General features: G+C 66.5%; 14 protein-coding genes. 6 read left to right on the top strand and 8 right to left on the bottom strand.

Annotation, left to right across the window (positions count from 1 at the left end):
• Positions 1–78: 78 nt before the first annotated feature.
• Positions 79–2,259, bottom strand: coding sequence for a catalase/peroxidase HPI (gene katG / locus XH93_RS05410; protein WP_194472723.1), 2,181 nt, complete (start codon positions 2,257–2,259; stop codon positions 79–81).
• Positions 2,260–2,377: 118 nt separating this feature from the next.
• Between katG and XH93_RS05405 the strand changes: the two genes are divergently transcribed.
• Positions 2,378–3,328 (top strand): LysR substrate-binding domain-containing protein, encoded by a 951-nt coding sequence (locus tag XH93_RS05405; RefSeq protein ID WP_139486918.1) that lies wholly within the window; start codon positions 2,378–2,380, stop codon positions 3,326–3,328.
• A 496-nt stretch (positions 3,329–3,824) separates the two neighbouring features.
• On the opposite strand, the gene XH93_RS05400 is transcribed toward XH93_RS05405, so the two are convergent.
• From XH93_RS05400 to XH93_RS05390, 3 genes are all read right to left on the bottom strand, one after another.
• Positions 3,825–4,172 (bottom strand): hypothetical protein, encoded by a 348-nt coding sequence (locus XH93_RS05400; protein ID WP_139486917.1) that lies wholly within the window; start codon positions 4,170–4,172, stop codon positions 3,825–3,827.
• A gap of 182 nt (positions 4,173–4,354) precedes the next feature.
• Positions 4,355–5,041 (bottom strand): haloacid dehalogenase type II, encoded by a 687-nt coding sequence (locus XH93_RS05395; protein ID WP_194472722.1) that lies wholly within the window; start codon positions 5,039–5,041, stop codon positions 4,355–4,357.
• Positions 5,042–5,125: 84 nt separating this feature from the next.
• Positions 5,126–5,728 (bottom strand): ABATE domain-containing protein, encoded by a 603-nt coding sequence (locus tag XH93_RS05390; RefSeq protein ID WP_194475004.1) that lies wholly within the window; start codon positions 5,726–5,728, stop codon positions 5,126–5,128.
• A gap of 181 nt (positions 5,729–5,909) precedes the next feature.
• On the opposite strand from XH93_RS05390, the gene XH93_RS05385 reads away from it, so the two are divergent.
• The 4 genes from XH93_RS05385 to XH93_RS05370 are packed head-to-tail and all read left to right on the top strand — an operon-like array spanning position 5,910 to position 8,930.
• The gene (locus tag XH93_RS05385; protein WP_194472721.1) at positions 5,910–6,605 is read left to right on the top strand and encodes an alpha/beta fold hydrolase; all 696 of its coding nucleotides are present in this window, start codon (positions 5,910–5,912) and stop codon (positions 6,603–6,605) included.
• A gap of 34 nt (positions 6,606–6,639) precedes the next feature.
• Positions 6,640–7,239: a TMEM175 family protein gene (locus tag XH93_RS05380; RefSeq protein ID WP_194472720.1), complete on the top strand. Its 600-nt coding sequence runs from the start codon at positions 6,640–6,642 to the stop codon at positions 7,237–7,239.
• 41 nt (positions 7,240–7,280) lie between these two features.
• Positions 7,281–8,135 (top strand): alpha/beta fold hydrolase, encoded by an 855-nt coding sequence (locus tag XH93_RS05375; RefSeq protein ID WP_194472719.1) that lies wholly within the window; start codon positions 7,281–7,283, stop codon positions 8,133–8,135.
• Positions 8,136–8,159: 24 nt separating this feature from the next.
• Positions 8,160–8,930: an SDR family oxidoreductase gene (locus XH93_RS05370; RefSeq protein WP_194472718.1), complete on the top strand. Its 771-nt coding sequence runs from the start codon at positions 8,160–8,162 to the stop codon at positions 8,928–8,930.
• Positions 8,931–9,384: 454 nt separating this feature from the next.
• Here XH93_RS05370 and XH93_RS05365 read toward each other — a convergent pair whose 3' ends face one another.
• From XH93_RS05365 to XH93_RS05355, 3 genes are all read right to left on the bottom strand, one after another.
• Complete coding sequence (locus XH93_RS05365; protein ID WP_244626680.1) at positions 9,385–9,888, bottom strand: SRPBCC family protein; 504 nt, start codon at positions 9,886–9,888, stop codon at positions 9,385–9,387.
• Entirely contained in the window at positions 9,885–10,211 is a 327-nt protein-coding gene (locus XH93_RS05360) for a helix-turn-helix transcriptional regulator (RefSeq protein WP_210340442.1), read from the bottom strand. The genes XH93_RS05365 and XH93_RS05360 overlap by 4 nt, the downstream gene beginning before the upstream one ends.
• A 146-nt stretch (positions 10,212–10,357) precedes the next feature.
• On the bottom strand, positions 10,358–11,653 hold the full coding sequence (locus XH93_RS05355; protein ID WP_194472717.1) for a sorbosone dehydrogenase family protein: 1,296 nt from the start codon (positions 11,651–11,653) through the stop codon (positions 10,358–10,360).
• A 416-nt stretch (positions 11,654–12,069) separates the two neighbouring features.
• Between XH93_RS05355 and XH93_RS05350 the strand changes: the two genes are divergently transcribed.
• Positions 12,070–12,354: a hypothetical protein gene (locus XH93_RS05350; RefSeq protein ID WP_139486910.1), complete on the top strand. Its 285-nt coding sequence runs from the start codon at positions 12,070–12,072 to the stop codon at positions 12,352–12,354.
• Positions 12,355–12,427: 73 nt separating this feature from the next.
• Here the strand turns inward: XH93_RS05350 and XH93_RS05345 are convergent, their stop codons facing one another.
• A complete protein-coding gene (locus XH93_RS05345; RefSeq protein WP_194472716.1) occupies positions 12,428–13,699 on the bottom strand; it encodes a serine hydrolase in 1,272 nt (423 codons plus the stop codon).
• Positions 13,700–13,792 lie beyond the last annotated feature (93 nt).

The following is a 13,792-nucleotide window of genomic DNA, read 5'->3' as shown; positions in this document are numbered from 1 at the left end:
GCCCTCTATACGATCCCTGAAATGCGTGAGGGCGGCGCCGAAGCGCCGCCCTCTTGTTTTGCAGTCCTTAACCGCCGCTTACTTGTGGCCGACGAGATCGAAGCGGTCGGCGTTCATCACCTTGGCCCAGGCAGCGACGAAGTCCTTGACGAACTTCTCCTTGGAGTCCGACTGGCCGTAGATCTCGGCGAACGCCCGCAACTGCGAGTGCGAGCCGAAGATCAGGTCGGCGCGGGTGCCGGTCCATTTCACCGCCTTGGTCTTGCGGTCGCGGCCCTCATAGACGCCCTCGCCGACATGGCTCCACTCCGTGCCCATGTCGAGCAGGTTGAGGAAGAAGTCGTTGGTCAGCGTCCCGACCTTGCCGGTGAAGACGCCGTGCTTGGACTTCTTGGCGTTGGCGCCGAGCACACGCAGGCCGCCGACCAGAACCGTCAATTCCGGTCCGGTCAGCCGCAACAGCTGCGCGCGATCCACCAGCGCCTCCTCGGGCATCATGAACTGATGCTTGCCGCTGACGTAGTTGCGGAAGCCGTCAGCCCGCGGCTCGAGCGGCGCGAACGACTCGGCGTCGGTCTGCTCCTGCGAGGCGTCGGTGCGGCCGGGCGTGAACGGAACCTTGACGCTGGTGCCGCCGTCCTTGGCCGCCTTCTCGATCGCAGCAGCGCCGCCGAGCACGATCAGATCGGCGAGCGAGACCTTCTTGCCGCCGGTGCTGAACTCCTTCTGGATGGCTTCGAGCTTGCCCAGCACATTCTTGAGCTGCGCCGGATCGTTGACCTCCCAGTCCTTCTGCGGAGCGAGACGGACGCGCGCGCCGTTGGCGCCGCCGCGCTTGTCGGAGCCGCGGAAGGTCGAGGCCGAGGCCCAGGCCGCCGATACCAGTTCGGACACCGACAGGCCGGAGGCGAGGATCTTCGCCTTGAGCGCCTCGATGTCCTTCTCGCCGATCACCTCGTGATCGAGCGCCGGCACGCGGTCCTGCCAGATCAGCGCCTCCTTCGGCACCAGCGGGCCGAGGTAGCGCTGGATCGGGCCCATGTCGCGATGCGTGAGCTTGAACCAGGCGCGGGCAAAGGCGTCCGCGAACTGATCCGGGTTCTCGTAGAACCGGCGCGAGATCTTCTCATAGGCCGGATCGACGCGCAGCGAGAGGTCGGTGGTCAGCATGGTCGGCTTGCGCTTCTTCGACGGATCGAACGGATCCGGGATCACCGCGTCGGCGCCCTTGGCCACCCATTGCTGCGCACCCGCCGGGCTCTTCTCCAGCTCCCATTCGTACTTGAACAGGTTGTCGAAGAAGTGGTTGCTCCACTTGGTCGGGGTCTGGGTCCAGACCACTTCCGGGCCGCCGGTGATCGAGTCGGCGCCAACGCCGGTGCCGTACTTGCTCTTCCAGCCGAGGCCCTGGTCCTCGAGCGCGCCGGCTTCCGGTTCGGGACCGACCAGCGACGGATCGCCCGCGCCGTGGGTCTTGCCGAAAGTGTGACCGCCGGCGATCAGCGCGACGGTTTCCTCGTCGTTCATCGCCATGCGGAAGAACGTCTCACGGATGTCCTTCGCCGCAGCGAGCGGATCCGGCTTGCCGTTCGGGCCTTCCGGATTGACGTAGATCAGGCCCATCTGCACCGCGCCGAGCGGCTCGGAGAGCTGGCGCTCGCCGCTGTAGCGCTCGTCGCCGAGCCAGGTGCCTTCCGGCCCCCAGTATAGTTCTTCCGGCTCCCAGACGTCGGCGCGGCCGCCCGCGAAGCCGAAGGTCTTGAAGCCCATCGACTCCAGCGCGACGTTGCCGGCGAGGACCATCAGGTCGGCCCACGAGATCTTGTTGCCGTATTTCTGCTTGATCGGCCACAGCAGCCGGCGCGCCTTGTCGAGGTTGGCGTTATCCGGCCAGCTGTTCAGCGGCGCGAAGCGCTGCTGACCGGCGCCGGCGCCGCCGCGGCCGTCGGTGATGCGATAGGTGCCGGCACTATGCCAGGCCATGCGGATCATCAGGCCGCCGTAGTGACCGTAGTCGGCCGGCCACCAGTCCTGCGACTCCGTCATCAGGGCGGTGAGATCCTTGATCACGGCGTTGAGGTCGAGGCTCTTGAACGCCGTGGCGTAGTCGAAGTCCTTGCCCATGGGATCGGACAGATTCGAATTCCGATGCAGGACCTGGACGTCGAGCGACTCCGGCCACCAGTCGCGGTTGGTGCGTCCGCGGGGGCTTGCATTGAACGGGCACTTGCCCGCACCGTCGTCGGTTTTTGCGTCCATGTTTCTTCTCCGAGGTGATGGATTTTGGAATGGGCTGGAGCTCTTCCAAGAATGATTCTACGCGGCCCAATCCATCAGGTGAAATTGACTTTAATGATCGCGCCGATAAGATAATCTGATGATAAATGTCACACTCCGGCAACTCAGGTATTTCGATGCGCTGGCCCGCCACGGCCATTTCGGACGCGCCGCGGACGCCTGCGCGGTGTCGCAGCCGGCGCTGTCGATGCAGATCCGCGAGATGGAACAGGCCGTCGGCGGCGTGCTGATCGAGCGCAATGCACGGCAGGTGACGCTGACGGCGTTCGGCGAGGAACTTTTGCATCGGGTCCGCGACATTCTGCGCTCGGTCGACGAGCTCGGCGACTTCGCGCGCGCCTCGCGCGACCGGCTGGCCGGCCGCCTGCGCGTCGGCATGATCCCGACCATCGCGCCGTATCTCTTGCCCAAGGTGATCGAGACGCTGGCGCGGCTGCATCCCGAGCTCGACATCCATGTCCGCGAGACGCTGACGCCGAAACTGATCAAGGAGGTGGTCGAGGGCCGGCTCGATACCGCGATCGTGGCGCTGCCGGTCTCGGAACCGTCGCTGAGCGAGGTCGCGCTGTTTTCGGAGAATTTTTTGCTGGTGCGGCCCGGCGAGGATGCCAAGACGCCGGTGCCGAGCGCCGAGATGCTGCGCGAGATGCGCCTGCTGCTGCTCGAGGAGGGCCACTGCTTCCGCGACCAGGCGCTGTCGTTCTGCAACATGCAGTCCTCGCCGCCGCGCGAGCTGCTCGATGCGAGCTCGCTGTCGACCCTGGTGCAGATGGTCGGCGCCGGCATCGGCGTCACCCTGATCCCGGAGATGGCGGTCGGCGTGGAAACCCGCTCGGCCCCGGTCACGGTGGCGCGCTTCAAGAATCCGCAGCCGTCGCGAACCATCGGCATGGTCTGGCGCAAGACCAGCCCGCTCGCCGCGCAATTGCAGCAGATCTCCGAAGTGGTCGCACTCGCCGCCGACGCCCTGCGCGCGCCGAAGGCGAACGGCGCCGCCGCGAAGCGCGCGGGACGGCGGAAGGTGGCGTGAGGCAATTTGCATTCGTGGTCATTGGTCCCTGCTTTCGCAGGGACGACGGTGAATGTGTTGTACAGGGCTACATCCGCAATCGTCGTCCCGGCGAAGGCCGGGACAACATCGAATTTGTTGCACCGCTGTTGGTCCCGTCATCCTGAGGTGCGAGCCTCTTCGGCGAGCCTCGAAGGATCGACGGCCACCAGGGGGGCCGATTCATCCTTCGAGGCTCGCCCAGCAGCGCAACTGCGCTGCAAGGCTCGCACCTCAGGATGACGGGGTTGGGATCGCGCAACGAACACCGTGTCGTCCTGGCGAAAGCCAGGACCCATAACCACCGCATTTGGTTGTGAACGGGACCGCGGCCCCAGCGTCGTGCAACAATTGATATTTGGGGTAATGGGTCTTTGGCTTTCGCCAGGACGACACTGAATTTGATGCACGGCTTACGAATCATATCCGTGCATTCTCGGCGCGTTTCGCCCGAGCTTTGCATCTCATCCCGCCGCCCCTACTTCGCCTTGAGCGCCTTCTCGTGCGCTTCCAGCGCCGCAGTCAGCAGTTTTGGCAATTGGCTGGCATAGGTCTCGATGAAGGTCGCATCGCCCCAGGCATTGGGATCGCGCGCGGCCTGTTCGGCGATGCGGGCGGCCTTGGCCTCGCATTTGGCGAACATGTGCCAGAACCAGTCCGGGTTTTTGCCGAGCGCGGCCTTGCTGCGCTTGATGACGGCGGCGCCGACCGCGCTCATGGCGCTGACGGCGCCCGCGCTCAGCGTGCTGATCGCCTGCGCGTTCAAGATGTCTTCGCGCTCCGGCGGCTGGGGCTTGGCTGCGGTCGCTCGTGCTTTGGCCGGCATGCTTCTGGCTCCTCGTGGCTCCGTTCGACGCCGCCGAGCATCGGCGGCGGAGGTTGAGGAACACTCAAGGGACATGGTTGAAAACCGGATCGGATTTCATTCCGGTTTTATGCGCTTCAGAGACATCGGGCCTGGAGGGATCCGGGTTCCCTCGGTCGCCCCGGCCTATGGTGCGGGAACCGCTAGGCTTTCGCGCCGTAGCGGCGGATCAGCTGGTCGGCGACGTCGTCGAGATCACGGCCGACGACCTGCGGCTGCGGCCCGACGCCGAGCAAATCGTTGCCGGGGCGCTTGATCAGCGCGGCCTCCCAGCCGGCCGCGACCGCGCCCAGCGTGTCCCAGGTGTGGCAGGCGATCAGGCAGAATTCCGCGGGCTTTGCGCCGAGTTCCTTTTCGACATAGCCATAGGCCTGGCGCGACGGCTTGTGGTGCTTGACGCCGTCGGCGGAAAACCGCCGTTCGAACAGATCGACGATGCCGCCATGGGTCAGCTGGCGGGTCTGCACCTCGAGCAGATTGTCGGTCAGCGTGAACAGGCGGAAGCCGGCCGCGCGCAGCTTGCGCAGCGCCGCCGGCACTTCCGCGTGCGGCGGCATGGTGGAGAACTTGTCCGTCAGTTCCTTCTTGTCGGCCTCGTCGATCCTGATGCCACGCGTATCGGCCAGCATCTTCATCACGGCGGCGCCGATGTCGGTGAACGGCACGTAGCAGCCGGCCACCGTGAGCGCCGCCGAGTACATGATGAAATTCGCGAACCACAGCCGCATCGCATTGCTGTCGCCAAAGATGCGCGCAAACACCGGCTCCATGGTTTCGAGATCAAGCAGGGTCTCGTTGACGTCGAACATGATCAAGGGAAGCTTGGCCATTTGTTGGTCTCCTTGCTCTTCTCGAGCATGATCTCCGCGCAAACGCGTTCCGCGTTTGTCGCGAGGGATCATGCTGGGGTGGTCTCAGCCCCTTTGCTTGATCCGGCTGCGGTGCGCGGCCTGCTTGGCGCGGTTGCCGCAGATCGCCATGCTGCACCAGCGGCGCGCACGGGCCCTTGTGTGATCGGCAAAAACCAGCGTGCAGGCGTGTCCCTCGCACGCCCGGATGTCGGCAAAGCTCTCCTCGCAGACCACCTTGGCCATCGCCTCGCCGATCGGCAGCAGCAGTGACTCGGCCGAGCCCCAGCGCCGCCTCTGCTCCAGCGCAAAACCGTCGTGGCCGCGATGGCTGATCGCCACGACCTGGCTGAACGTTTCGTCGCGCGCCAGCACCCGGTGCAGCGGCTCGAGCTCCGCGAGCGCCTGCGGCGTCAGCGGCCGGCCCATATGCTTGCGCACGAAGCCGCGAAACCATTCGCGCAACGCGCGGGCCTGCTCGGCGACCTTGTCGAGCTCGCCCGGGGCGGCGCGCGCCTTCAGTTCGCCGAGCACATCCGGCGGCACCAGCTTCGCCTGCGCGAGCCAGCGCACCAGGCCGTCGCCATCGGCGATCGTATCGACCGGCGCATCGAGCGGGGTCGCGATCGAATTGATGAAATCGAGGCCCAGCGAGTCCGCGATGAACATCGCTGGCGGATGGGATTGCACGGGTGAAGTCCTCCTCGCGGCGTCTTTCAAGGCCAAGCCGCAATAACCTGCTCGAAGGCCGTTGACAAGTTACGAGGAGTGAGCCATAAGCCTCGTAACCTGTCAAGCGGCTTTTGAGAAGTTACGCGCGCGCCCAAGGAACGTGACGATGGAGCGAGCGATGTCGATCAAGGATCTCGGCGTGGTGCTTGCCCATGGTGCATGGGCCGACGGGTCGAGCTGGGCGAAAGTGATCACCGCGCTCGACGCTGAGGGCATCACTGCGGTGGCGGCACCGCTGCCGCTGACCTCGCTGAAGGACGACGTCGCCGCGCTGAACCGGACGCTGGATCGCGTCGAGGGGCCGATCGTGCTGGCCGGGCACGCCTATGCCGGCGCGGTGATAGCGGAAGTGCGCTCGCCGCGGGTCAAGGCGCTGGTCTATGTCGCGGCGCTGGCGCCCGACGAGGGCGAGACGGTCGCCGACGTGTTCTATCGCGCACCGCCGCATCCGTTCGCACCAACGCTCGCGCCCGATGCCAACGGGCTGATCTGGCTGCCGGAGTCCGCCTTCGCATCGGCCTTCGCGCAATGCGCAAGGGCCGAGGACCTCGCCGTGCTCGCAGCGGTGCAGCGGCCGATCTCGCCGGCCTGCATCATGGTGCCGGTCGGCCGCCCGCTATGGAAGGACGTTCCCGCCTGGTTTCTGGTCGCCGAGGAGGACCGGATGATCCCGCCTGCCGCGCAGCGCAGCATGGCGGCGCGGATGAACGCCGTGGTGTGGACGCACGCCGTCGATCACACCCCGATCGTGACCGCACCGGCAAAGGTCGCCGACATCATCCGGGAAGCGATCCGCCGCGTTACTCCAGCCTGAGGCATTTCTTGCAAATCAGGACAGGAGAGCTGCCATGCAGGAGAGACAGGTATCGTCCGATCGGCTTGGTGCATTTTCCGACGCCGTGATCGCCGTGATCATAACCGTCATGGTGCTGGAGCTGAAGGCGCCGGAAGGTCCGGCGCTCGCCGACCTGCTGCCGCTATGGCCGACCGCGATCAGCTACGCGGCGAGCTATGTCTTCATCGCCGTGATCTGGGTCAATCACCACCATCTGCTGCATCTGGTGCGGCATCCGACGCCGCGTCTGATCTGGTTGAACTTCCTGCACCTGTTCGCGGTCTCGCTGCTGCCGTTCGCCACCGCGTGGGTCGCGCAGTCGCACATGGCCTCCGCGCCGGTGGTGGCCTATGCGTCGCTGTTCCTGCTGATCGACCTCGCCTATCTCGGCTTCGAGCGCGCGGTGCTGGCGCAGGCGGACCAGACCGTGATCTCGGCGCGGGCGCGCACGCTGGCGCAACGGCGGACGCTGGTCGCGGTGCTGATCTTCGCCGCCGGCGCAGCGGTCGCGCCGTTCATGCCGCTGCTCGGCTTTGCCGTCGTGTGCTGTGCGCTGCTGCTCTACCTCAAGCCCGAGATGTTTAACGCCGCTGCGGCACGGCGCGAATCCTGACCTTCCACACCCCACCACGTTGTGACCACAAGGAGTGACAGATGTCCCAAGTCAAATACCGCACGGCCGATGTCGACGGCTTCAAGGTGTTTTTTCGCGAGGCCGGCGCACCGGGCGCGCCAAAGCTGCTGCTGCTGCACGGCTTCCCGAGCGCGGGCCACATGTTCCGCGACCTGATCCCACAGCTATCGGACAAATTCCACATCGTGGCGCCGGACCTGCCCGGCTTCGGCCAGTCCGACATGCCGCCGCGCGACAAGTTCAGCTACACGTTCGACGCCGTTGCCGGCGTGATCGACCGCTTCACCGAGGTGATCGGCTTCGACCGTTTTGCGGTCTATGTGTTCGACTATGGCGCGCCGACCGGCCTTCGCCTGGCGGTCAAGCATCCGGAGCGCATCACCGCGATCATCTCGCAGAACGGCAATGCCTATGCGGAAGGCCTCAGCGACGGCTGGACGCCGATCCGCGCCTACTGGCAGGATCCGTCGCAGAAGAACCGCGACGCGCTGCGCGCCTTTCTCACGCCGGAGACCACGCACTGGCAGTACACCCACGGCACCACCGATCCGCAGCGCGTGTCGCCGGATGGGCAAAACCTTGACAATTACTACATGGCGCGCCCCGGCGCGCATGACGTGCAGCTCGATCTGTTCGGCGACTACAAGAGCAATGTCGCGCTCTATCCGGCGTTCCAGAACTACTTCCGCACCCACCAGCCGCCGTTCCTCGCGGTGTGGGGCAAGAATGATCCGTTCTTCCTGCCGCCCGGCGCCGAGGCGTTCAAGCGTGACAATCCGAAGGCCGTGGTGCGCTTCTTCGACACCGGACATTTCGCGCTGGAGACTCACGCCGCCGAGATCGCGCAAAGCATCCGCGAATTTTTCAACCGCTGACGCGCGCCAGGTGAGGAAATGGCCATGACAAGATCCGTCGCCATCGTGACCGGCGCGAGTTCCGGCATCGGACGCGCCACTGCGCTGCGGCTCGCGCGCGATTTTACCGCCATCGTGCTGGTCGCCCGCGGCGGCGGCAAGCTGCGCGAGGTCGGCCAGCAGTGCGAGGCCGGCGGCGCGACGCCGCTGGTGCTCGAGCTCGACCTCGCCTCGCCCAAGGCCGCGGAGACCGTGGTCAAGGCGACGCTGGATCGCTTCGGCCGCATCGACGCGCTGGTCAACGTCGCCGGCGCGGTGCCCGGGCTCGATCTGTTCGAAATGACGGACGAGCAATGGGACGCCGGCCTTGCGCTCAAGATGCATGGCGCGCGGCGGCTGACGATCCGCGCCTGGGAGGCGCTGAAGGCGTCACAGGGCGCGGTGATCTTCACCTCGGGCAACGCCGCCGTGCTGCCGCGCGCCGGCGCGGCGGCGGTGGGTGCGATCAACGCGGCGATCGAGGCACTGGCAAAAGCCTTCGCCGAGCGCGGCATCGACGACGGCGTGCAGGTCAACTGCGTGTCGCCGGGCGCGGTCATCACCAGCCGCCGGCTCGCGATGCTGGAGAAGGCGGCCGCCGCAAAGGGCATCACGCTCGAGGCCGCCAAGGCGGGCTTTTTGAAACAGGCCGGCATCAAGCGGTTCGGCACGCCGGAGGAGATCGCCGATCTCACCGCCTTCGCGATCTCGCCAGCCGCGCGCTGGATGACCGGCACCGTGCTGCGGATGGACGGCGGCGAGATCAGGTCGGTGTGACGAAACGCGCGGCGTACTCCGCTTCGCCTCTCCCCGCCTGCGGGGAGAGGCCGGATCGCATGCAATGCGATCCGGGTGAGGGGGAGCCTCCGCGAAGTCCTCAGCCGGCTGTATGCACTGATAGAGACCCCTCACCCCAACCCTCTCCCCGCAAGAACGTCGCAAGAACGGGGAGAGGGAGCCTTGCGCCGTCGCCTTTCGACTTAACCTCATCGCGCTCTCGCTCCCTTGCCGTCGCGGCTTGACGGCACGGCGTCGATGCGGATGCTGAGGCGATCGATCATCAGCCGCGGCAGATGATTGAATTCGGCCATGTGCGGCCTGACCCCGGCGACGAGCCAGCCTGGACCAAAGCGCTGCCGGACGCCGACCGCAGCTTCATGCAATCGATCGGCAGGCGGCGCTGAGGTCCGTATCGGGATCGACGCCGCGCGTCCGCGTCAGATGCGTGCGCTCATCGCGGTGGCCCCTGCACCACGCGCGCCGCAAACATCGCGAGCAGCCGGCCCCAATCGCCTTCGGTGTCGAAGATGCGGCGCATCTCGGCGGCGCGGGTGCCGTAACGGTCGAGCTTGCGGTGCTCGAGCTCGACCCGGGTGGCGTCATTGCCGTCGGCGATGAAACGGACCTCGATCTCGGTCTTCAGGTCCGGATCGTACTGCCAGTCCGCGGTGATGTCCCACGACAGCACGAGGCGCGACGGCGGCTCCCAGGCGAGCACGCTGCCCCATTGGCAGGTGCTGCCGTCGTCGCCGCGCTCGTACCAGCGGCCGCCGACCCGCGGCTCCATGATCGCATCGACCGCGCTTGTCTTGCCGATCTTGTAATGCGCCAGCGGCCACCAGCTGCCCATCTGCTCGGTGAAGACGCGCCAGGCCACCTGCGGCGGCGCCTCGACGTTCATCACCTTGCGGACGCTGTAGGGATCGTAGGGCGCGGAGCTTTCTTGCATCGTCATCGGGTTTTCCTCTCCTTGGCGGCTTCGCGTTCGGCCGCATGCTTGAAGGCGGTGAGCGTCTTGTCCCAGAAACCGTCGAGCCAGCCGCGCAGGCTCTCCAGCCCGCGGGTGTCGATTGCGTAGAGCCGCCGGGTGCCGTCGATCCGCACCACGGCGAGCCCGGCATCCTTGAGCACGCGCAGATGCTGCGAGACCGCCGGGCGGCTGACCTTGAGGCCGTCGGCGATCTCCTGCACCGAGCGATTGCCCTCGCGCAGCCGCCTGAACACCATCCGGCGGGTCGGGTCTCCCAGCGCGTCGAGGGCACGTTCTGCGCTGATCATGGCGAGTGTTGTCCGTTGCTGCCATTCATCGTAAGTCTACGCTTACGGTAAGTCAAGACTAACGGTTAGGTTCCAATACGAACGGCGCGGCTTCGATCGAGCGAAGCCGCGCCGCCTGGGCACTCCAAGTAAATGTTCCGCGCCGCCTACGCGCCGGTGACGCGCCAGATCACGTTGCCGACGTCGTCGGCGACCAAGAGCGAGCGGTCGGGACCGAGCGCGACGCCGACCGGGCGGCCGTAGGAAAACTTCTCGTCGGGTGCGAGGAAGCCCGACAGGATGTCGCGCGCAGGACCGGAGGGGCGGCCGTTTGCGAACGGCACGAACACCACCTTGTAGCCCGACAGCGTCGAGCGATTCCACGAGCCGTGCTGGCCGATCGCCATGCCGTCGGGAAAGCCCGGCAGCGTGCCCGCCGGCATCCAGCACAAGCCGAGCGAGGCGGTGTGGCCGCCGAGCGCATAATCCGGCTGGATCGCCTTGGCGACCATCGCCGGATCCTGCGGCACCCGGTCGTCGACGGTCTGGCCCCAATAGCAATAGGGCCAGCCGTAGAAGCCGCCGTCGCGCACCGAGGTCAGATAGTCCGGCGGCGTTTCGTCGCCGATGCCGTCGCGCTCGTTGACGACGGTCCACAGCACGTTGGTGGTCGGCTCGAAGGCGAGCCCGACCGGGTTGCGCAGGCCGCCGGCGAAGATCCGGCTGGTGCCGGCGGCGAGATCGAGCTCGTAGATCGCGGCGCGCCCCTCCTCGACCGCAAAACCGTTCTCGGCGATGTTGGTGAGCGAGCCGACGCCGGCATAGAGCTTCTTCCCGTCGGCGCTCGGCAGCAGGCTGCGCGTCCAGTGCCCATCGGGCTTGAAGGTCACGAGCTTGCGCCCCGCGGCGGTGATGCGGTCGGCGCCCGCGGTGTAGGGAAACGCCACCACGCCGTCGGTGTTGCCGACATAAAAGGTGTCGCCGATCAGCGCCATGCCGAACGGCTGGCTCAGGTTCTCCATGAAGGCGCCGCGGATTTCGGCGACGCCGTCGCCGTCACGGTCGCGCAGCAGCGTGATGCGGTTGGCGCTGACGCCAAGCGCCGCGGCGCGCCGCATCGTCGCCTGCATCGCGATATGAAACACCGAGCGTGGCGGCCCGGCGATCTGCGTCGCCTCCGCGATCAGCACGTCGCCATTGGGCAGCACCTCGATCCAGCGCGGATGGTCGAGCTCGGAGGCGAACGCGTTGACCTTGAGCCCTGGCGCTGCGGTCGGCAGCTCGCCCTTGGCCCAGCCTCGCGCCGTCGGCATCTTCAAGGTCGGGATCGCGCCCTGCGATTTGGCCGCCGGAATCTCCGGCGTCGCGCCCCAGGCGGGCTTTGGCTCGGCACCCTGCGCCCGCCGCCACGCCACCGCGACGGCCCCGATCCCTGCGACCACGCGCGCAACCACTCCGGACATGCTCGAATTCCCCTGTTGACTGCGCCGCGCGACCCGCGCCGCCCGGCAGCATTGGCATAATGCCAGCCTTGATGACAGTAGTTATACGATCTTCGCAGCCGGCACCGAATCGCCGAGATTACGGCGGTGCTCCTTTTCAGAGCGCTTTCTCCCTGACCTGCCCGCCGCGTCCGGCGGGCCTTCTTTTCCGGATCCCTCCGCAGGGCTGGCCCTACCACCGTTCGTTATAGCCGACAAAGCATAGCGGGTCGGCGCGGGACGCGGCACGCCGGCGAACCACGTTCCATCTGACGCAACCCCTCCTCACCAAAACATGATCGCGCGTGAGCGCGTTTTCACATCGCCGCGCTGATCGCAAAATCAGGAACGCTGCTCCATTGCGGTCGTTGGTCGTGACACCAGCAAGGAGCATATCGATGAACCAGAAGATCAAGTTCCTCTCGCTCGTCGCAGCGTCTGTTATGGCGACGACGGCCGGTGCGTATGCGCAGGGCTACTATGGGAGTTCCTGGGACCAAGAGTATGCCTATAGCGGACCGCGCTATTATACCGCCCAGCCGGATGTGATGTATCAGCCGGCGCCCGGCTATTACGGCGCGTATAACGGCGCCCGCCATCCGACCCCGAGCTCGACGCAGGGCGATGTGGGGCCGTCAGGGAACAACAACGGCACGCTGACCGGCGTCTATCGGCGCTGGTAATGCAGGCAAAGCCGAGGCCCATCGCTCCCCGAGCGATGGGCTTTTTGCTGTGCGCGCGCGCGAGTGATGCCGCCTACTTCACCATCGCGCCGTAGACGATGTCCTGCACGTTCTCGCGATAATATTTGCGCAGCTCGCCCGGCGCGGCGGTGCCGACCACCACGACGAGGCGCTCCTTCGGATCGCAGAAGAACTGCGTGCCGTAGGCGCCGTTCCAGGTGAACTCGCCGGGATTGCCCGGCACCGAGGACAGGCCCTCGCTGGTGCGCACCGCGACCGCCAGCCCGAAGCCGAAACCGCCGCGATGCGGCTCGACATTGGCAACGGTGTTCTTGATCTCGGGTCCGAGATGGTTCGAGGTCATGTGGTGTACGGTCTTGGGGCCGAGGATGCGCTTGCCGTCGAGCTCGCCGCCGTTGAGCAGCATCTGGCCGAAGCGGACATAGTCGCCGACGGTGGCAAACGAGCAGGCGCCGCCGCAGTCGAATTTGGTTGGGGTGTCCAACAGCTTGATGGATTGCGGCTTGCCGGTGAGTGGATCGTTCGGGAACGGCCGCGCGAGCCGCGGGCGCTGCGCGTCGGTCGGATGGAAGGTCGCGTCCTTCATGCCGAGTGGCCCCCACACATTGGCTGCGAGATATTCCCCGAGCCGCTGCTCTGAAACCTTCTCGACCACCGCGCCGAGCACGTCGATCGAAAAGCCGTATTCGAACGCGGTGCCGGGCTGGTGCACCAGCGGCAGCTTGGTGATGCGGTCGATGAAGGCCGCCGTGTCGCCCTCGACCGCCGGCGCGGTGCCGTCGGGATAGAGCCGCGCCAGCGCGCTCGAGCTGTCGGGCCGGCCGCCATACATCAGGCCGGAGGTGTGGCGATAGAGATCGTGGATGAAGATCGGCTGCGCCTGCGGCTCCATCTTCAGCGAGCCGTCGCCCTGCGGCACGCCGACCTTCATGTCGGCGAAGGCCGGATAATAGTCGGCGAGCTTGGCCTGCAGCGGCAACCGGCCCTGCTCCATCAGCGTCAGCCCCGCGACCGCCGCCATCGGCTTGGTCATCGACGCCAGCGCGAACACCGCGTCGATCGGCATCGGCGTGCCCTTGGCCGGATCGAGCTGGCCATAGGCCTTGTAGTGCACCAGCTTGCCGTCGCGCGCGATCGCCACCACGGCGCCGGGCACCCGCTTGGCCGCGATCTCGCGCGCGAAGAAATCATCGAACCGCGCCAGCCCCTGTTGCGAGAACCCCTCCTGCTCGGGCTTTACCTCGGGCAGCGGCGGCGCGGCGTGGGCGATGTTGAAGACGAGACTTGCGGCGGCGGCAGCCGCGGCAATGACGATTTTTCTCATTGTTTCCTCCCCGGGGACCGCGGGTGTTTGTTATGCAGTTCGCTGCCCGCAACCTCAGGCTTAGATGACGCCGGCAGGGGCGACAAGGCTCGG

This window comes from Bradyrhizobium sp. CCBAU 51753, assembly GCF_015291565.1.
GTDB lineage: Bacteria > Pseudomonadota > Alphaproteobacteria > Rhizobiales > Xanthobacteraceae > Bradyrhizobium > Bradyrhizobium ivorense.
The sequence above is the reverse complement of the archived record's forward strand: the minus strand, read 5'-3'. Positions and strand labels throughout refer to the sequence as shown.